The sequence below is a fragment of the Streptomyces hiroshimensis genome (assembly GCF_014650335.1).
GTDB classification, from domain to species: domain Bacteria; phylum Actinomycetota; class Actinomycetes; order Streptomycetales; family Streptomycetaceae; genus Streptomyces; species Streptomyces hiroshimensis.
Window position 1 is genome coordinate 144,596 of record NZ_BMUT01000016.1, and the last position, 18,525, is coordinate 163,120.

An 18,525-nucleotide genomic window follows, 5' to 3' on the forward strand; every position below is an offset into this window, starting at 1 on the left:
GTCGATCACCGGGGCGCCCGGGGCACCCGGGGCACCCGGGGCACCCGGGGCACCCGGGGCAACTGTGTCCGTCATCGTCGTTCCATCCATCCCTTGGCCGAGGCCTGTTGAGGCGATGACTCAAGGATGGAACCTCAAGCGAACTTGAGGTCAAGACGGACGATCAGTCCTCTCCCTCTTCTCCCTCTTCCTCGTCCGTGTCCTCGTACGGCGCCTCTTCCATCAGCCGCTCGGCGATGTCGTCGACCCAGGCCTCGGCCCAGCGCAGGAGTCCGGCGCGGTCGGTCTCGTCGAGCCCGTAGGCGGCGAACTCGGAGTCGGCGATCCATTCGGCACCGGCGAGCCGGGCCTGGAGGTCGGTGAGGTCGAAGGCGGCGGCGCCCGTGCCGCCGTGCCGGCGGCCGAGTTCCTCCAGCTCGACGTGCGACCAGCTGCCGGACGCGGTCCGCACGTCGACGAGGTCCCGGGCGAGGCCGAGGTCCGCGAGGTCGCGCACGGCCATGCCGACCACGTCCTCGGCGGCGGGCACGGGTCCGTACGGACCGAGCACCGGCGGCCGCCACAGCGTCTCCTTGCGGATGCCGACGGCGCAGTGCTCGCCGGTCGCGGCGTCGGTGACGACGAGCCGGGCTTCGAGCGGCTCGGTCTGCCAGCCGCGCTCCTGCAGGCCGTTGCAGACGGCGGCCACGACGTCGGCCATGGCGTCCGGGGCCTCGGTGACCAGCTCCAGGCCGGTGTCCCTGCGGGCGGCGCCGGGTTCGAGGAGACCGTGCGCCACCAGGGCGTAGGAACCGCCGAGGAGGAGCGGATACGCGGAGCCCGCCGCCATCACGTCCGGCAGCAGACGCCGGTGCAGGCCGTGCGGACCGCTTTCGTACGGGTCGGGCAGCGGCGGGGTGGGCGGCAGCATGGCCGTGATTATTCCGGAAGCACGCCGTCTACCAGGTCGGATACGCGCTGCAGCTCGGGCTGGATCTCGTCCGCCTCGGCCCGGTCGACGGCCGCGAGCCGCCACCACACGGCACGCGCGTTGCGCAGGATGCGCCGGGTCTCGTCGTCGGGCGCCTGCGCGTTGTGCCGCCGCTCCGCCGTCCGCAGGTGCAGCCGCATGATCGCGGCCCAGTCCTCCTGCAGCAGCAGCGCGAGCCACGCGCGGGTGCCGAGGACGCCGACGGTGTGCGGATGCAGCGGCCCGTACTCACGGTCCAGCACCCCTTCCAGCTCCCGTGCCGCGAGGGCGGCCCCCAGGAGATCGCCCCGCAGCTCGGCCGCGACGATCCGGCCGAAGCGCTCGGCGTGGTGCGGGGGGAGGGGGGCGGCCCAGTCGGGGGCGGCGGGCGCAGGCGGAGCGGGGGGAGCCTGGACGGGCACGGGCACAGGCGCGGGCACGGGGGCAGGCGCAGGTACGGGTGCCACCGGCGCCGGCCGAGGCGCCACAGGCACGGGCGCGGGAGCAGGCGCGGGAGCAGGCGCAGGCACGGGCGCAGGCGCAGCCGGCGGAGGCGTCGGGTGCGGCCCCGGCATCGGCGTCACGGCCCCGTCGTGGTCGACGATCAGCGGCCAGACCGAGCCGTCGGGCTCCTTGGCGATGATGCGTATGGGGTGCCCGCGCCGGGCGGCCCGCACCCGTATGTCCGCCAGCGCGGACGTGCGCCCGTCCTGTCCGGGCAACGGCTCGACCGGTTCCCCCTCGATCGTCGCCTCACCCGCTGTGCCGATCACGATGGTGTAGACGGGAGTCAGGGGGACCGAGTCGAGGTCCGTCACAACAGGCATGGTCAATCCTTACGTACCGCCACCGTCAGCAGGCCAACGGGGCCGCGGCGCGCATATGCCGCGGCCCCGGGGTAATGATGACCCGGATCACCCGCCATTGGGGTAGTAGGGGGGCGACCAGCCCAGATACTCCGCGCCCCACTTGGACTCGATGTCGGTCGCGGGGACGATCGATATCTCGCCGGGGGTCACGATGTCGTTGGACGCGACCTTGCCGTCGCCGACGTAGATGGCGACGTGACCGGCCCGGTGGTGGGTGTCCCAGAACATCAGGGCGCCGGGCGGCGGGTTGCGGTCCTTGTCGTGACGCATGTTCTTCGGCATCACGTCCGTGTAGTGGTCGATGGCGTAGTCGGTTCCGGACGAGCCACGGCCGTAGGCGATCGCCGTGAAGGCCAGGCACCGCTGGTACCACTCGCTGTTGTGGGTCTCGGCCTGCTGCCTGGCGTAGGCGATCGCCCCTGCGGTGTCGCGGGGGTTCCTCACGATGTCCGGCCAGTTGGCCTTGCTGTCGTGGAACGGCTCCCCGGGCTTGCCGGGGTTGTTGCTGCCCGAGGTGTCGCAGCCTTCCGGCTTCTTCTTGTCGGGGTCGCCGCCGTTGTTGCCGCCGCCGTTCGAGCCGCCGTTGGACCCGCCGTTCCTGCCGGACTGGCCGGGGTGGTTCTCCCCGGACCGCTCCAGGTCGATGCCCGCTTCCTTGGCGATGCTCCGCGCCTGGGCCTCCTTGGGGCCGTAGGCGTCGGGGAAGCCGGAGCGCTGCACCTTCTGGGCGGCGTCGTTGAGGGACATGCTCTCCCAGGCGACGTCGGTCAGCCCGGGCGGGTCGCCGCTGTCGCCGCCGAAGAGGAACATGTGGGCCGCGTACTTCGGGTCCGTGATCTGTTCCCTGGTGCCCCACCCGGAGGACGGGCGCTGCTGGAAGATGCCGAGCGAGTCCCGGTCGCCGTAGTTGATGTTCGACAGCTGTGACTCCGCGAGCCCCGTCATCAGGGCGATGAGCGTGGCCCTGCCCGGCAGCTTGCCGTCCTTGGCCACCTGATCGATGATCTTCGCGTTCGCGACCTGTTCCGCGCGCAGGTTCTTGCTCGCGCCGCCCGTGGTGTCGCCGGTCTGCCCGTTGCCGGACGGGCCGTCGTTACCGGGAGAGCCGGGCTTGGAGCAGCCGGCGGCGACGGCCGAGGGGCCGCCGCCGATCCCGGCCAGCATGCCCACGATCAGCAAAAGACCCATGAGGATGCCGATCGCGGGCAGCCCGAGCTTGAAGGCGAGCCCCCTGCGCAGCCCGCCGGAGGCCAGGGCGAGGGCCTGACGTGAAACCACTCGCTCAGACCCCCAGGACCCGGCCCACGCGCCAGCCGTCGGAGGTCAGCATGATCTCCGTCAGGTACACCCTCGTCTCGGTGTACGTGCGGTAGCCCTTGACCGTGATGTCGACGCTGGTCTTGCGCCAGACCCGTGTCTCCGTGTCCGCCTGCTTGCGCACGCGGTCGTCGTCGGCGGGGCCGACCGTCACCTTGTCGACCTTCGAGACGCCGCCGTTGGAGACGAGTTCGCCCCACGCCTTGTCGTCGAACTGCTTCAGGTTCACGGCCAGCGCATCGGTCATCCACGGCGCGGCCCGTTCGACGGACGCGGTGTGCTTCTTGTCCACCGGGGGATTGCGCGTGAGGTAGGCGCGGGCCCAGCCCTCGGCCGACTTCTCCGGCTTGCTGCGGTCGGCCTTGGCCGACGGCGAGGGCTGCGGAGGCTGCGGAGCGGGCGTCGTGGGCGGCTGGGTGCCGGGCTCGTCCAGGGTCCGGTTCCCGGACGTCTCCCCGGCGTGGCCCACCGTGGACGGCGCCCCGGCGCGGTCCGGCCACCAGTGCGTGGCCGCGGCGCCGATGGCGAGGATGGCGACCATGACCAGGATCGCCCCGCCCGCCGTGATCGGCTCGCGCCGGCGCTCGTCCGCCAGGCGGCGCTTGTACTCCTCGCGCTGCTCCTGCCGGTACGCCTTGCGGGCGCGCCGGCGGACCCGGCGCTTGCCCGCGTTCTCGATCTCCTCGGGGTAGTCGTAGTCCGCCGCCTTCAGCAGCTCACGCCATTCGGAGGACGGGAGCTGCTCCTTCTTCTTGCTCATCGCTCTTCCTTACGACGCGGCTGCGGCGCGGGAGGCCGGATGACGGAGGCGGAGGCGCGACTGCTCCTCGTCTTCCCCGGGACGCGCTTCAAGGTGCTGCTGGAGGCACCGCCGCGGGCCACGGCCGCTGCCCTGCGGGCCTCTTCCTCTTCCCTGCGTTTGCGCGACGAGCCGCTGCCCGGCGCCGGGGCGCTGCGGAAGGAGCGGCCGCCGCCCTCTCCCGTGTCGCCCTTCTGCGCGGCCTTCTGCGCGGCCGAGTCGGCCTTGCGCGATGCCGTCGCCTTCGCCGCCGCGGCGGCCCCGGCCACGGCCCCGGCACGCGAGACCTTGGCAGAGGCGAGCTGGTCCTCCCTCTGCTTCTTGCGGGCCGCCTGGACCTGCGACCCCGGGGTCCTCGCCTTGAGGTCGCCCGCCCGGCCGGCGCGGCCGGCCGACAGGGGTGCGGCGCTGCCGGTCTTCTGCGCGCGCCGCGCGGCCTGGCTCTCGGCCGCCGTGCCGGGGCCTTCGGCGAGGTCCTTCCCATTGGCGAACTTCTGCCGCTGGAGGGCACCCTTCGGCACTCCGAGGGCATCCATGTGGGCGTTGCGCTCACTGACCTGCTTGGCGGCCTGAGCGGTGCGGAACGGCCGCTTGATGAATCGCTCCGAGGCGGCGTCGACGGCCTTGTTGCCGACCTTCCTGGCCGCGTGGCCGGCGACGCCGCCGCCCTTCGTCGCCGCCCACAGGCCGGCCCTTCCGCCGCCCCTCGCGGCGACGGCTCCGGCTCCGCGCGCCAGCCTCATCGCACCGGCGTTGAAGGCGGAGTTGGTGGCGCCGGTCACGCCGACGATGCTCTCCATGATGCCGCGGAACTTGAACGCCACGATCGCGGACGTGATGCTGATGCCCGCCGAGGCGAACCACCCGTAGGAACCGACCAGGGTCACGCTCGCCGTGTTCAGCACGAGCACGCATCCCAGCACCATCGTGCTGACGAACGACTGCAGGGCGAATCCGAGCAGGGTGTCGAACCAGCGGACGCCCCACTGGCGCGGCCGGCCGGGAATGACCCACAGACAGGCGAAGACGACGCCCGCCAGCAGCAGCATCAGCGCGCCGATCAGCGACGCGAGGGAGGCGAAGGACAGGGCCACCGCGAGGACGGCGAACAGCGCCGCGCAGACGGCGGAGGCCATGGTGACCATGACACGGGCGTGGCCCATATGGCCCTGGCGGTACTTGACCGCCTCGTCACCCACATTGCCCGAGCTGACGTTCTCCTTCAGCCACTCCTCGCGCTTTTTGGTGTCGGACCCCTGGTCCAGCAGGTCCTTCCCGTACTTCTTGCACGTGTTCAGGTTTCCGAACTCGGCGACGCACCAGGGTGTGACGACGTAGGACCGCCAGATCGCATCCCCCGACTTGCGGAGCATGTTGTCCTGGTCGTCTTTGCCGTACGTGGGCTCCGCGCCGGTGTCGATGGGTTCCTTGGTCTCGTTCCCCATGCCCGCGGACGCGGCCTTCATGGCCGTGTTGCTGCCGATGGTCCGGATCGAGTCCAGCCCCTCGATCCATACCTTCGGAGTGGTCAGCAAGGAGATGGACAGGATCGCCGTGGCGGCCACCCAGCCCAGCTGACTGATCGATGAACCGTTTCTTCGGTGGTTCGCGTACGCGATCAGCGCGCCCACGGCCATCGCCGACGGAAGCAGGGTCGTCGACACCGTGCCCGCAGCCCCGGAGATGGCGCCGGCGATGGAGTCCTCGAGCTTGTCGATGGAGGTGAACTTGAACGTCCACTGCACGACGACGATGGCGGCCAGGGCCAGGACGACGGTCAGGCCCATGAAGATGACGGCGACGAACTGAAGGGCCCAGTCGCCGAACTCGTCCCAGCCGAGCTGCACGTCGAGGTTGTAGAGCATGGGGTCGCCGTACTGCTCGTACAGCGTGCCCGCCCCGGAGTACGAGGTGTGCGGCGCCGGAAGGAGACTGCCGATACCGGCCGGCTTGTACTTCGCGTACTTGTCGTCCGCCGCGGCCGCGGACGCCGTCACCATCAAGGTGGTGAGGGCGCCCATGACCGGGACGGCCAGATTACGGAGCCGTGGAATCCTCAATGCGACCTCGTCAGGGCGCTGTGCACGGGGCTCGAATGCCGCATCTCCGAGTCGTAGACGTCCTCGTCCTGGTCCACCAGCCAGGTCCCCTTGACCTTCACCATGCGCAGGGCGGTCCGGTGGTAGCTGGTGTGCCCGTCGGGCCTGGACTCCTCGGTGACCATGACACCGGTGCCTGCCGGGTGGTCACCTGTCGAAGGCACGTCGACCGGGTCGCCCGTGACGCTGAAAGAGGCCGCTTCCACCGTCTTGCGGACATCCGCGTCCAGCGGCATGAGGAACTTCACGCACGACTCGAAGGACGAGTCCTTGCCGGGCCTGCCCTCCTCCGTCATCAGACGGCAGGACGCCTCACCGTCGTGAAGAGCGGTCGCCTTCTGGTAGGCGAGCGCCACCTCGAGCATCTGCGCCCGGTCCTTCTTCGCCGCTTCCCGGTACTCCTGGGCCTGCCGGTCCGCGGCCGACACCGGCTTCTCCCCGGGCTTGCCGCCGTCCTTGCCCTTCGAGGACGACGAGCACCCCGCGACCACCAGTACCGCCGTGGCCGCCGCGGTCACCGCCGCGATCCGCCTCTTCACGCGTTCGCCTCCTCGTATGCGGACTTGCTCATGGACAGCGGGCCTCCGCCCGTGGCGCCGGCGTCCGCCTTCGGCGTCGTGTTCAGCAGCTGGAGCATCTCCACCGACGGCACGTCGAACTGGACGGTCGCGCTGCTGAAGCGGCGGTCGCGCATGATGCAGTGGCCGTGCCGGATCTCCTGCGTCACGTCGACGCCGATGGCCTGGATCAGCTGGCGCGTGTGGGCGCCCTTGGGCAGGTCGAGCAGGTCCGCCATCGCGTCCTGCTGTTCGGGCGTCGTCAGCTGGAAGCCGAAGACCGTCGTCATCTGCTCGACGAGACCCGTCAGGCTCGCCAGCGACTCCGGGTCCTGGGTGTCCACGACGAGCGCGGTGTGCAGCGCTCGGCCGACTCGGGCGATGTACTGCAGGAACGAGCTGCCCTCGCGCGTGGCCGTGAGGACGTGGACCTCCGGCACGGCCACGACCTTGCGCAGGCCGCGCAGGTCCTTACGGCCGGCCATGCTGATGCCGTACGCGAGCAGCGAGTGGACCAGGGCCACCGAGAGCCGCTGGTGGACGGACCAGTCGTCGCGGGCGTCGTCGGGCGACGGCAGCGTGATGCCCGGCACCTGGACGACCCAGATGCCCGGCGACGGCGTGATCAGGGACGCCCCGACCGGCCGGCCCATGAAGGGCGCGCCCAGGCCCGTCAGCGACAGCTCGTACAGCGCATCGCCCGTCTCGCGCGTCAGCTCGTCGGGCGACTGCCGCAGCCGCTCGATGACCTTCCACGTCGCCGGGTCGCCCTCGGCGATGATCTCGTTGACCGCGCTCTGGATCGGCGTCTCCGCGCCGCGCATCCGCAGGTGCTGCGGCAGCGCGATGCCCAGCTGGGCGGGGACCTCGGTCTGGGCGCGCTCGGCGCTCTCGCCGCTGAGCAGCGTGAAGAGGTCGGCGACGCCCGCGAACTGCGAGCCCGTCTCGATCAGGTGGGCGTTGAGGCCGTACCGCTGGCCGGCCGAGACCAGGCCGCCCATGTCGCCCTTGAAGTCCAGGGCGAGCACGAAGGAGCCGCGGAAGCCGGAGTCCAGCAGGGACAGCATCATCGCGGTCGTCTTGCCGCGGCCGCTTCGGCCGATGAAGGCCGTGGTCGTCGCGTCACCGCGCTCGGAACCGCCGGTGAGGTCGTTGCGGACGACGCCCGGCGTCGAGCCGGTCAGGTAGCCGATCACCGGGCCGGTGTCGTCGCCGACCGCGGCGCCGCCCCAGAACCACGAGCCGGCGAAGGCGCCGACCGTACGGGTGTGCATCAGGTCCGGCACGCGCAGCATGTCGCCGGGCTGGGCCTCCAGCCACAGCTCCCGCTGCTCCTCGGCCGCGACGCTGACCTCGATGCCGACGCCGCCGTAGTAGCCGATGACGGCGTCGCAGCGGCTGCGCAGGTCCTCCAGGGAGACGTCACTGCTGACGATCAGGCGCGGGTGGTCCTCCAGCAGCGTGACGTCCTCGCGCTTCATGTCGCGCGAGAGGGACGTCATCGTGTCCTCGGTCTCCTCGATCTCCTGCGCGGTCTCACCGGCGGAGTGCTTGGCCGCGCTCTGCCGCTGCTCCTTCGCCAGGCGGCGGATCTCGTCGATCTGCTTGAGGGCGTCGCGCTTGTGGAGGACCTTGAAGCGGACGGACGGCTCGGGGTTGACCGGCAGCGCCGAGATGTCCCCGGGCTCGTCGTCGTCCATGAGCTCGGGGACGTACGTGATCTCCGCGACGGATCTCAGCCACTCGCCCGGCCCCGGCGTCTCCATCTCCTCCGGGAAGCCGTCCATCGTGAGGATCGCGCTCCAGCCGACCGTCTCGCCGCGCTGGTCGAGGACCCGGACGTGGTCGGGGTAGGGCAGCACGCGCCCGCGCGTGAGCTGGGCGAGCTTGGCGCCGGTGATCATCCCCTGGTCGTCCGGGGCGGGCAGCGGCGTCCCGCGGCGCTGCTCGCGCGCGATCATCCAGGCCAGCAGCTCCACCGTGGCCGGCTGCGCCTTCCACGGGGTGGTCTCCAGCTGGCGGCCGAGGCGCCGGGCGAGGGCGTCGAGGCGGGCGATCTCCTTCTGCGACACCGAGGTCGAGCCGATGCCCAGCGCGTCCTGGACGCCGCGGCTGCCGCGCGCCTTGGCCTGGTTGGCCCGCTCGGATATCCGTACGCCGAGCAGCAGCATGCGGGTGGGCAGCTCCAGCTCCTCCAGGCGCCTGACGCGCAGTTCCGTCCACGCGCCGTAGTCGCCCGCCGAGAACAGCTTCTCCGCCTCGGTCCGGTAGTCCTCGGCGTTCAGCGGGGACCAGAGGATCTTCAGGTGGCAGTCGTAGCCGGCCAGGGTACGGGCCAGGGCACTGCTCGCCTGGTCCTGCTCGGCGTCCCGGGCGGCCTCCGACATCAGGTCGGTGTTGGAGCTTCCCAGCAGGTACCACGCCTCGGCGTGGGTCTCCGTGATGACCAGCCCGTCGGCCAGCCCCACATAGCGGGGCGGCGGGGCGGAGCGGTCGCCGTCGACACCGAGAAAGCGGGCGATGCCCTTCATGATCTTCATCGCGTACCTTTACGTACCTTTCCGGCCTTTGCGGCCGCCGCCCGGTGCGCCCGGTGCCTTCTGGGACGAGCCCGGTGCCTTCTGGGACGATTGGTTGCGCGACCTCGCGCGGTAGACGTGGTCCGGCCCGTACAGCCGGGGGCGGGCGTCGAGCGCCACGGCCCGGCCGGACATCCGCTTGGGCTCGTCGCCGCCCAGCAGCCCCTCGAACGCGCCCATGCCGGGCAGGGACAGGACGTCCTCGGACTTCTCCCCCAGGCGGGCCCGCAGCGGCAGCCACTCGGACCGGTCGGCCGCGCGCCGCCCGCCGTTGATGACGGGCCGGTGACCCACCGTCAGATAGCGGATGGTCAGGGCCCACTGGGTGAGGTTCCAGCGCCGCTCATTGCGCCGCGACCGCTGGGATCCGTAGAACGTGATGAGGGCCGGCGGGGCGAAGTAGACGGTGAAGAAGATCTGCGAGGGCCAGCCGAAGATCAGGAAGAGCCCGCCCATCCAGACCGCGTAGACGACGGCGCCCGTGACGAGGACCCGTCGTGAGGGGCCCTCGCCGAGGTCCATGCCGAGCAGCTCGTGCTGCCGGGTCTCCAGGTCGAAGTGGCGGGTGAAGGTATGCCCAACCCTCATGAGCCCGCCACTTTGGTCCAGATCGCGGTGAGCATGCCCTTGGTGCTGTCCGACGCGTAGACGAATCCGGCCACGACGACGCCGGCTATGAAGTGCGCGAGCAGCTCGCCCCATTCACGCTTCGCGTAGTGGCCGATCGCCCTGACCGCGAGGACGATCAGGAAGATGTTCCCGGCGACGGCGATCACCCAGGACTTGAGCTCATCACCATTGGACAGCGCGAGTTCCATCATTTCCCCTTGCTTGAGATAAGACGTGACACGAGAGACGTAAGACGAGAACGGACCGGTCCGGCACCGCTACCGGTCAGGAGGACATTCCGCCGTGGATCTCCACGACCTGCCAGCGTTCGGCCTTGGCCGAGGCGACCTTGGTCAGCTTGACCCGGTACGTCTGCTCCAGTTCGGCCCCGGCGATCTGCCACGTGACGGTGGCGATGCCGGTGCGGTCGCTGCCGCTTCCCTCCTCGACCGACCAGTTGCGCAGTGAGCCGAGGGTCACCCCCGGCGGCAGGGCCGCCACGGAGGCGCCGGGTGCGGCGACGGATTCGGCCTCGCCCGTGCCGTACTTGGTGAAGAACTCCTCGGCGACGGCGCGGGTCTTCTCGCTGAAGTCGTTGTCGGCGGTCTTCGCGGTGAGCGCGGGTACGGACGGAGCGCCCTGCGGGATGCCCACCATGCCGGGCTGGCCGGTCACGACGACCCGGCCGGAGGTGTAGACGACCGGGATCTCCAGCCCGAGCCATCTGGGGCCGGTGACCTGGCGGGAATCCTTGCCGCTGCCGTCCTTCTTCGCGTCGTCCTTCTTGTCCCCGGACTTGTCGTCCTTGGGCTTGTCACCGGACTTGTCGCCCTGCTTGTCCTTGTCCGACGGCTTGCTCTTGTCGTCGGAAGCGGGCCCGTTCACCAGGACGTCGACGCGCACGCGCGCCCGCTTGTCCTTCTCCTCGGAGACGGGGCCGGGCTGGGCCACGAGGACGTCCTGCTTGCCCTTGGTGTTCCAGCCCCCTGCGGCGTCCACTCCCTTGGCCATGTCACGCGCCAGAGCGTCGGTACGGGCCTTCGGGTCGGCCTCGTCCCAGGTCAGGTAGGAGCGCGCGAAGCGGGCGGCGACGGCCTGGGCCTCCTGCACGGGGTACGTCGGGCCGCTGCTGACCTGGACGGGGCCGTTGTTCTTCGGCTCCGGGGCCCAGAACCAGGAGCGGATGCCGGTGATCGCGGCCAGCGCGACGACGGCCCAGAGGGCGCCCCGGCCGACCTTGACCAGGAACTGGGTACCGCTCTTCTCGTCCTCGATCTGCCAGGGGACGTCGCGCTCCTGCTTGTCCTGGGCGACGGCGACGGCGCCGGCGGCCGCGGCCTGCTCCTGCTGCACGCGGGGCGGCTCGGGCGTCTGCGCCTGGAGGCGGGCGGCGGCGTCGGTCCACTGCTGGAGTGCCGCGGGGGGCGGGGCCGCCGCCGGGGCGGCCGCCTGCTGCCGGGGCGGGGCCGGGGACGCTGCACTCTGCCGGCCCGGCGCACCGGCCGGCGGGGTCGCCGCAGTCTTATCGCTCCGCGGCTCCGGCAGATTCAGAATCCGCCGCATGACCGTCTTGAACGTGCTCAACCCTGGTGACCCTTCCCCCGTGTTAGGCCTGAGTGGCAGGACAGTACTTGGCCTATTTCTGATCGTCAAACAGCTTCATTTGAACGGAAGACGATGAGATCCGATCGACTACGGAACAGTGACCGCACCCCGAATTCACGACATTGCGGGCGGTTCGGGGTGAGAGGTCATCCGTTACGTGGCTCACCTCACCTCAGTGCGGGCCCACGGCTCTGCGACTGGGTCGGCAGCGGGTCGATTCGGGCCGCGTCGCTCTTTTGCCGGCGTTCTTCCGCAGCGGGTTTTGTAGCCAACCTGTTGCGCAGGCCCTGACTTTCCGCCTGTTCGGGACCGCCGAGTCCGAGCGCTTCCCGCTCGGCCTGCTCCCGCGCCTTCGCCTCGGCTTTGGCCTGGGCCTTGGCGAAGTTCTCGGCGTGCTTCTCCGCTTCCTTCCGCCGGACCAGCTCCACGTGCTCGGCGGGCACCCGGGGATTGAGCTCGTCCCGGATCAGCTGCTCCCCGATCCGCTCCTGGCCCGGCGGGATCCTGACGTCCTTGTACCGCTCGTTCTGCAGATGATTGGCGGCGTCCTGGTAGGACTTCGCCAGCTCGTCGTTCCCGCGGCTGAGCTCATCAAGATCGTTACCGCGTGAGATCTCGTAGAGCTCGTGATTCTCCATCTTGGCTTTGAAGCTGTCCGGAGTGTGGAACTGCAGCTCGAACTTCTCTTCCGACTGCGTGTGCCGCCAGGAGGTATTGACCCCCTTGTACACCGGGTCCTGCCAGGTGTTCTTCTCGGCTATGGGCTCGTACCCGGACTCACGCAGCCGTTCGTAGGTCCGCTCCACGCCTTCGGTGTAGGAATCGGGCTCGAAGGTCAGGGTGTACCGATTGAGGTCATTGACCTTACGCGCCGTCTTCTCGACCGGGACGTTCTTCTCCTTGACGGCCGTTGCGGCTTTACGCCGGAACGAATCCACGTCCTTGAGGGAATACTCCAGGCCCTGCAGCCTGCCGCCGTGCGACTGCGCCGTCTCCTGCTGGACGTCCTTCATCATGGCGTCCATGCGGTCCCGCGCGGCGGCCGCCCGCTCCCACCGCTCGGTGACGACACGATTCTGTTCCGGGCTGAGCGTGTAGCCCTCGCCCTCCCAGGCCCCCGTTCGCCCGCTCACAGCTCGGTGACCCCCGTCAGGCCGAACAGCTCCTGCAGCAGCTCCTCGGCCTCATCGGCGCTCAGCTCCTTCAGATAAGGAGGGTTGGAGGTGCGCAGATCACGCGACTCGAAGACCGCGTTCGTGGGGCCCCAGACCTCGCCCGCCTGGAACGACTCGTCCACACGGCGCTCGGGACTGCGCCGGCGCCGGACGACGGTGGTCGGCTGCTCACCGTCCTTCCAGTCCTCTTCGTCGACGTAGAGCGCCCAGTAGCGCACCCACACCTGCCGGTCGGCCTCCAGCGCAGCCGCCCGCTCCGCCGTCACCGGATACATGTCGCCCGTGTCCGGAGCGGTCTTGACCGTGGTGTCCTTGACGTCGTGCCACTGCCAGTCGAGCAGCGAGAGGTACTCCCACTCCTCCCCCAGCCGCCGCCAGAGGCTGGACGGCCGCTCCTCCGTATAAGGCGCAGCGGCCTTCACGAAGTACGCGTACTGCTCACTCATCACTTGCTTCCCTTCGCAGGAATCTCGCTGTACCGCCGGTGCTGGACGACCTTCGCGGCTTCCTCGTGCGACTCGGCCGTGTTCTCCGGCTCCTCGCCCGGCGGACGGAGCCGGCTGGAGCGGTACAGATCGTAGAGAAGGCGGTTCTCCGTCTTCGCCCAGTGGCTGTCGGGCGTGTGGAAGGCGATCTCGAACGTCACCGTGCCGTCCGGCCGTTGCCACGCCGCGCGGAATCCCTTGTGGACGGGATCCTCCCAGGTGTTCCGCTCCGAATCGGGGACGATGACGTAGCCGCGCTCGTGCAGCAGGGCGTACGTGTGGCGGACGCCCTCGGTGTACGCCTTCACGTCGAAGACCAGGGTGTAGCGGTTGAGGTCCTGGACCTTGCGGACGACCTTTTCCAGGGGGACGCGGTCGTCCAGCTCCATGGCGGCCTTGCGGCGGAAGGCCTTGAGGCCCATCAGGCGGTGCTGCTTGCCTTCCAGCTTCGCGCCGTGGGAGTCCGCCAGGGCCTGCTGCACCTCTTCCATGACCGCGTCCAGGCCCTTGTGGGCCGCTCGCGCCGCCTCCCAGCGGCCGGTGACCGCGGCGTTCTGGTCCGCGGTCAGTTCCAGGCGGCGGCCCGGGGCCGGGTCGTCGTCCTTCCAGGCCGTGACGGCCTTGCCCGTCGTCACAGTCCCGTCGCCCCCTTCGCTCCGTGGAGCTGCGTCAGCAGGCGCTCCGCCTCCGCCGCGTCGATCTCCACCAGGTGCGGCGGGTTCGAGGGGCGGGCGTCGAAGAAATCGTGGACGGCCTGGGTCGGCCCCCACTCGTTCCAGATCTTGAACGCCTCGTCGTAGATGCGCTCGGGGCTGCGCCGCCGGCGGACGACCGACACCGGTGGCTCCCCGGCATGCCAGGCGGTCACGTCCGCGTACCGCGCCCAGTAGCGCACCCAGCCCTGCCGGTCCGCCTGCAGTTCCCCGGCGCGGTCCGTCGGCACCGCGTGGCGCGCGGCCTCGGGCGGCGGGACCCCGACGGCCGTGTCCGCCGCCTTGTGCCACTGCCAGTCGAGCAGCGACAGATACTCCCAGTCCTCGTCACGCCCCGCCGCGCACCGCCACAGGCTCGACGGGCGTTCCGCCGGGTAGCCGGGCCCGGTCTTCACGAAGTACGCGTACTTCTCGTTCTCCAGGCGCCGCCGCTCGGCCGCGGCCTGCGCCATGCGCTTCTCCAGCGCAGCGCCGTCCGTCGGCCGGCCCGGCCGGTCCTGGGAGTGGTCGTCCTCGCACTCGCTGAACATGTAGTGCTGACGGAGGCGCTCGATCGTCGGCCACAGCCACATCTGGTGCCAGTACGCGAGGTCGCTGCTCTCGCGCGACGGGTCGGCGTCCGCCTCCGTGGCCGCGCGCCAGGACGCGTGCAGGGCGGCCAGTTCCTCCGTGACGCCGCCGTGCAGCGGCCAGCACGGCCAGATGCGCAGGTGCAGCTGCGGCGCGTAGTGCCGGCCGAGCCAGTCCAGCCAGTCGGAGAGGCGGCGCCAGTCGTCCTCTGTGGCGCGTAGTGACCACGGGAGGTGGTCGTCACCGGGGGCAGCCGACGGCGAGGGAGAGGCCGCCGCCGCCTCCACCGCGTGGAGGCGGTCGATGACCTCCCCGACGACCTCCGTGACCTCGGCCTGGTTCGCCTTGGTCCCCGTCGCGAAGTTCTTGACCGCCGCCTCGAACCGGGTGCGCCATTCGCGGAGGGTCTCCACCTCCTCGCGGAGGGCCTCCGTCTCATCGCGGAGGGCCTTCAGTTCTTCCCGCAGGTGCTCTTCCACGTCTTCCCGCTCCTCTTACGCGCCCGTTCCTCTTACGCGCCCGTTCCCGCGCTCTCCAGCGGCGGCGGTCCGATCCGCGACGCGCGCGTCGCGTGTTCGCCCGCCCGCAGCGCCGCTCCGTCCCGCCGCTGGTCCCACGGCATCAGCTCGGCGATGACGCCCGGCGCACCGCGGAAGAGCAGGAGCGCGCGGCCGTGCGGCAGCTGGCGGATCTCCTCGGGGCGCAGGATGCGGCGCTCGCGCTCGACCTCGCTGGTGCCGTAGCCGAAGAGGCGCTGGGTGTCGCGGGACTTCGAGAGCTCCACGAGCTCGGTCTCGCCGACGAGCTCGGAGAAGCGGCGCAGCGCCTCGACGTCCTTCAGGCCGCCCATGACGAGGGTGGCCGCCGCGTTGTCCAGGAGCGTGTCGGCCTCGTGCTGGCCCCAGCGGAGGACGGCCTGGGCCAGCGACTGCAGGGCGTAGACGATGTGGATGCCGTAGCCGCGCGCGTCGGAGGCCAGCGACGGCAGCTTCGGCAGCGGGGCGACGTTCGCGACCTCGTCCAGGACGAGGCGCAGGAACGGGTCCAGCCGGCCCGAGGGCAGCCGGGGCGCCCGGCGCTTGGCCGCGTCGACGACCTCGCCCAGCAGCATCGTCGTCAGCGGCGAGACGTTCGTCGAGGCGTTGGAGTCGCTGATGAGGACCAGGGTGTCGCGGGAGGCGACGAACGCGTCCGGGTCGAAGACCGGCACGCCCGGCTGCGGGGTGACGCAGCGCAGCACCTTGCGCAGGGCGAGCGGTTCGATCTGGGCGGCGAGGGTCTGCCGCGTCGAGGCGACGGTCTCGTCGGCGCCGGTCGACACGGACCGCAGCAGGACGTCCCAGCCGGGTTCGGCGTTGGGGTGGTCGGTGAGGATGGCCCGCGGCTCGCCGGCCTTCTCCAGGTTGGTGGCCCAGCGCATGACGTGCTCGATGGTCTTGCCTTCGAGGGCCGCGGCGTGCAGGAGCCTGGTCAGCGCGGAGGACGCGGTCTGCTGGAAGAAGCTGCCGTTGCTGGAGGAGCTGTCGTTCGCGCCCATGCCGACGGAGAACGACAGGGCGCGCGCCGTGGCGGTCTCGCCCTCCTGGCAGCCCGCCACCGGGTCCCAGACCATCTTGTGCGGCCAGCCCACGGTGTCGAGCGGGTCGAAGACCCACACCCGGCCCATGCGGGAGCGCGGTTCGGCGATGACGTCGAGGACGTCGGCACGGGTGGAGGTGACGACGAGCGGCCCCGGTGCGTCCAGGCAGGCGGGGATGACGACGGTGCGGGACTTGCCGCCGCCGGAGGGGGCGATGACCGCGACCGAGTCCTCCGGCGTGGCCACCAGCGGCTGCCCGCTGCCGATCTGCGTGCCGAGCAGCCAGCCGACCTCGCGCAGCTCCGCACGCGCGGCGGCCTTGGCGTCGTACTTGCCGTCCTTGCCGGTGAACGACGTCGCGCGCGTCATCTTGGCCGCCTTGCGGGCGCGCTTCTCGCCGAGCATGTCGCGGGCCTCGGTCGCGGAGGCGAGGCCCTCGCCGCCCGCGCCGCGGGTACGGCGGTTCCGGTCCCGTACGGCCACCGCGACGATCACGACCGGGACGAGGAGGATGCCCAGCCAGGCCGCGACGGTGACGGAGGCGGACGCCGGCTGGATGCCGTCGCCGAGGCCGGCGAGGGGCTTGTGCGCCGCGAGGGCACCGGCCGTGGCCAGGACGTTCGACAGGGCCATGTGCTCGGCCGTCGCCCAGACGGCCAGGTGCCAGCTGACGACGACGGCGATGAGTATCGCCGACGCCTTGACGAGGGCGATCTCGCCCTTGGGTCCGCCGCTTTCGTGCTTGCGTCCCACTTCGCGCGCGCGTGCCACGCCGTGGACCCCCGTCCCTTGCTTGATGCGATCTCTTCAGATCGCTGCGACGGTAACACCTCTGTGCGACAGGTCAGGAGTTCGAGGAGGGCGGCGGGGGACTACGCAGCGAAGGTGTTACGCAGGGGGCGGTGATGTGCGGTGATGTGCGGTGATGCTGCGCAGGGGGCGGTGACGGCCGGTCACGCGGCGGCGCGGGCCGCGCGCCAGACCGGGCTGTCCACGTAGTGGTTGTCGTAGCGCTCGGCCGACTCCTTGATCTCCTCGACGCTCGCCTCGCCCCGGGCCACGCGGTCCAGCAGGCGGTAGTAGTCGAAGCGGCCCATGCCCGGCGTGAAGACGACCAGGGCGTCGGCGGAGCGGCCGGCCGCCGGGGCGAAGGCGTGGGGCATGCCGGGCGGCACGGCGAGGAAGTCGTTCTTCTCCAGCGTCACGATGGTCTCGCCCGTCAGCACCTCCAGCGCGCCGTCGAGGACGAAGAAGAACTCGGTGGCACGGGTGTGGAAGTGGGCCGGGGCGCCGGCCGTGCCCTCGGCGAGGGTCGCGCGGTTGGTGGTGAACGCATCGCCGGTGGTGTCCGAGTCCGCGAGGAGGGTGATCAGGCTGCCGGGGGCGTCGCTGAGGACGGTGGCCTCGGCGGCGCGGACGAGGACAGGGCTCTGGGGCTCGGACATGCGGAGGGCTCCTCTGACGTGCGGTGATGCGGTGCGGGGACGCGGTGTGCGGTGCGTTCTGAAGATCAATCTACGGGGGCCGGTGTCCGGGGTTCTGGTGCACTTTGCGGTCGGAATCGTGGGCCAATCGAGCGAGCCACGGCCCCGGCGGGGCGGTCGGCGCTGCGACCGCCCACGCACCGCCAATTCGCAGCGCGCTTCCGCACTTTATGAAACCGCACCGTCACCTGACGGAGTGAGAAAACCTCGCTTCACCTGCCGACCGGTTTTGCCGAGAATTGTTCACGGACGTGCCATGAACTCCCGGGTATGGAGGTTTCGATGGAAGGAAAAGTCGCTCTCGTCACCGGGGCGGCAGGCGGAATAGGAGAATCGGTCGTCCGGACGCTGGCAGAGAGAGGAGTCGCGGTAGCGGCGGTCGACAAGGACGAGGTCCGGCTGCGGGCCTGCGTCGAAAAGCTCACCGCGGACGGCCTGCTGGTCGAGGCCTTCCCCGGGGACGTCACCTCCAGCCCGGAAGTGGAGGCGGTCGTCGACGGCGTCGAGCGACTCCTCGGGCCGCTGGACTACCTGGTCAACGCGGCCGGCGTGCTCCGGCTCGCCGAAGCGCGCCGGCTGACGGACGAGGACTGGAAGTTCACCTTCGCGGTCAATACCAGCGGCGTCTTCTTCGTCTCGCGCGCCGTCGTCAACCGCATGGTGCCGCGGGGCCGCGGAGCCGTGGTGACGGTCGCCTCGAATGCGGCCGGCACGGCGCGGGTCGAGATGGCGGCCTATTCGGCGTCGAAAGCCGCGGCCACGATGTTCACCAAGTGCATGGGCCTGGAGGTCGCCAAGCACGGAATCCGCTGCAATCTGGTGGCGCCCGGCTCGACCGAGACACCGATGCTCAGCGATATGTGGAAGGACGGGGACGCGGCGCGCAAGGCCTCCATCGAGGGCGTCGCGAGTTCGTACCGGGTGGGAATTCCGCTGCGCAAGCTCGCCCGTCCGGAGAACGTGGCCCAGGCGGTCGTGTTCCTGCTGTCCGACGCGGCGTCGCACATCACGATGCACGACCTGACGGTGGACGGGGGTGCGGCGCTGGGTGTCTGAACGGCACGCCTCGAATCCCCGAGCGCCGTGCGGGCGAACTGCCCGCACGGCGCTCGACTCGTGCGGGCGCCGTGCCCCGC

General features: G+C 70.8%; 17 protein-coding genes. 1 reads left to right on the top strand and 16 read right to left on the bottom strand.

Annotated elements, in window-relative coordinates; all coding sequences use genetic code 11:
• Nucleotides 1-163: 163 nt before the first annotated feature.
• The 16 genes from IE241_RS29460 to IE241_RS29535 form a co-directional block, all read right to left on the bottom strand.
• The gene (locus IE241_RS29460) at nt 164-910 is read right to left on the bottom strand and encodes a hypothetical protein (protein ID WP_190024888.1); all 747 of its coding nucleotides are present in this window, start codon (nt 908-910) and stop codon (nt 164-166) included.
• An 8-nt stretch (nt 911-918) separates the two neighbouring features.
• Nucleotides 919-1,776 (bottom strand): hypothetical protein, encoded by an 858-nt coding sequence (locus tag IE241_RS29465; RefSeq protein ID WP_190024889.1) that lies wholly within the window; start codon nt 1,774-1,776, stop codon nt 919-921.
• A gap of 87 nt (nt 1,777-1,863) precedes the next feature.
• Complete coding sequence (locus IE241_RS29470) at nt 1,864-3,096, bottom strand: C40 family peptidase (RefSeq protein WP_190024890.1); 1,233 nt, start codon at nt 3,094-3,096, stop codon at nt 1,864-1,866.
• A 4-nt stretch (nt 3,097-3,100) separates the two neighbouring features.
• Nucleotides 3,101-3,895: a hypothetical protein gene (locus IE241_RS29475; protein WP_190024891.1), complete on the bottom strand. Its 795-nt coding sequence runs from the start codon at nt 3,893-3,895 to the stop codon at nt 3,101-3,103.
• Nucleotides 3,892-5,955: a hypothetical protein gene (locus IE241_RS29480; protein ID WP_190024892.1), complete on the bottom strand. Its 2,064-nt coding sequence runs from the start codon at nt 5,953-5,955 to the stop codon at nt 3,892-3,894. The genes IE241_RS29475 and IE241_RS29480 overlap by 4 nt, the downstream gene beginning before the upstream one ends.
• Before the next feature lie 35 nt (nt 5,956-5,990).
• Nucleotides 5,991-6,572, bottom strand: coding sequence for a hypothetical protein (locus tag IE241_RS29485; RefSeq protein WP_190024893.1), 582 nt, complete (start codon nt 6,570-6,572; stop codon nt 5,991-5,993).
• Nucleotides 6,569-9,130, bottom strand: coding sequence for an ATP-binding protein (locus tag IE241_RS29490; protein WP_190024894.1), 2,562 nt, complete (start codon nt 9,128-9,130; stop codon nt 6,569-6,571). Before IE241_RS29490 ends, IE241_RS29485 begins: the two co-directional genes overlap by 4 nt.
• A 9-nt stretch (nt 9,131-9,139) precedes the next feature.
• A complete protein-coding gene (locus tag IE241_RS29495) occupies nt 9,140-9,757 on the bottom strand; it encodes a hypothetical protein (RefSeq protein WP_190024895.1) in 618 nt (205 codons plus the stop codon).
• Nucleotides 9,754-9,987 carry a hypothetical protein gene (locus IE241_RS29500; protein WP_190024896.1) on the bottom strand — a complete coding sequence of 78 codons (234 nt, stop codon included), beginning with the start codon at nt 9,985-9,987 and terminating at the stop codon, nt 9,754-9,756. The genes IE241_RS29495 and IE241_RS29500 overlap by 4 nt, the downstream gene beginning before the upstream one ends.
• A 76-nt stretch (nt 9,988-10,063) precedes the next feature.
• Entirely contained in the window at nt 10,064-11,362 is a 1,299-nt protein-coding gene (locus tag IE241_RS29505) for a conjugal transfer protein (RefSeq protein ID WP_190024897.1), read from the bottom strand.
• Between the two features lie 188 nt (nt 11,363-11,550).
• Nucleotides 11,551-12,516: a hypothetical protein gene (locus IE241_RS29510; RefSeq protein ID WP_190024898.1), complete on the bottom strand. Its 966-nt coding sequence runs from the start codon at nt 12,514-12,516 to the stop codon at nt 11,551-11,553.
• Entirely contained in the window at nt 12,513-13,004 is a 492-nt protein-coding gene (locus tag IE241_RS29515) for a hypothetical protein (RefSeq protein ID WP_190024899.1), read from the bottom strand. The genes IE241_RS29510 and IE241_RS29515 overlap by 4 nt, the downstream gene beginning before the upstream one ends.
• Nucleotides 13,004-13,678 carry a hypothetical protein gene (locus tag IE241_RS34705; protein WP_190024900.1) on the bottom strand — a complete coding sequence of 225 codons (675 nt, stop codon included), beginning with the start codon at nt 13,676-13,678 and terminating at the stop codon, nt 13,004-13,006. Before IE241_RS34705 ends, IE241_RS29515 begins: the two co-directional genes overlap by 1 nt.
• Nucleotides 13,675-14,805 carry a hypothetical protein gene (locus IE241_RS29525; RefSeq protein WP_190024901.1) on the bottom strand — a complete coding sequence of 377 codons (1,131 nt, stop codon included), beginning with the start codon at nt 14,803-14,805 and terminating at the stop codon, nt 13,675-13,677. The genes IE241_RS34705 and IE241_RS29525 overlap by 4 nt, the downstream gene beginning before the upstream one ends.
• A gap of 32 nt (nt 14,806-14,837) precedes the next feature.
• Nucleotides 14,838-16,676 (bottom strand): type IV secretory system conjugative DNA transfer family protein, encoded by a 1,839-nt coding sequence (locus IE241_RS29530; RefSeq protein ID WP_190024902.1) that lies wholly within the window; start codon nt 16,674-16,676, stop codon nt 14,838-14,840.
• 182 nt (nt 16,677-16,858) lie between these two features.
• Complete coding sequence (locus IE241_RS29535; RefSeq protein WP_190024903.1) at nt 16,859-17,350, bottom strand: cupin domain-containing protein; 492 nt, start codon at nt 17,348-17,350, stop codon at nt 16,859-16,861.
• 321 nt (nt 17,351-17,671) lie between these two features.
• Between IE241_RS29535 and IE241_RS29540 the strand changes: the two genes are divergently transcribed.
• The gene (locus IE241_RS29540) at nt 17,672-18,445 is read left to right on the top strand and encodes a 2,3-dihydro-2,3-dihydroxybenzoate dehydrogenase (RefSeq protein ID WP_190024904.1); all 774 of its coding nucleotides are present in this window, start codon (nt 17,672-17,674) and stop codon (nt 18,443-18,445) included.
• The last annotated feature ends 80 nt before the right edge of the window (nt 18,446-18,525 follow it).

Coding starts and splice junctions, on each gene's coding strand:
- IE241_RS29535 (WP_190024903.1), bottom strand. CDS start 17,350: ATGTCCGAGCCCCAGAGCCCTGTCCTCGTCCGCGCCGCCGAGGCCACC.
- IE241_RS29500 (WP_190024896.1), bottom strand. CDS start 9,987: ATGGAACTCGCGCTGTCCAATGGTGATGAGCTCAAGTCCTGGGTGATC.
- IE241_RS29515 (WP_190024899.1), bottom strand. CDS start 13,004: ATGAGTGAGCAGTACGCGTACTTCGTGAAGGCCGCTGCGCCTTATACG.
- IE241_RS29465 (WP_190024889.1), bottom strand. CDS start 1,776: ATGCCTGTTGTGACGGACCTCGACTCGGTCCCCCTGACTCCCGTCTAC.
- IE241_RS29475 (WP_190024891.1), bottom strand. CDS start 3,895: ATGAGCAAGAAGAAGGAGCAGCTCCCGTCCTCCGAATGGCGTGAGCTG.
- IE241_RS29495 (WP_190024895.1), bottom strand. CDS start 9,757: ATGAGGGTTGGGCATACCTTCACCCGCCACTTCGACCTGGAGACCCGG.
- IE241_RS29460 (WP_190024888.1), bottom strand. CDS start 910: ATGCTGCCGCCCACCCCGCCGCTGCCCGACCCGTACGAAAGCGGTCCG.
- IE241_RS29540 (WP_190024904.1), top strand. CDS start 17,672: ATGGAAGGAAAAGTCGCTCTCGTCACCGGGGCGGCAGGCGGAATAGGA.
- IE241_RS29490 (WP_190024894.1), bottom strand. CDS start 9,130: ATGAAGATCATGAAGGGCATCGCCCGCTTTCTCGGTGTCGACGGCGAC.
- IE241_RS29480 (WP_190024892.1), bottom strand. CDS start 5,955: ATGGGCGCCCTCACCACCTTGATGGTGACGGCGTCCGCGGCCGCGGCG.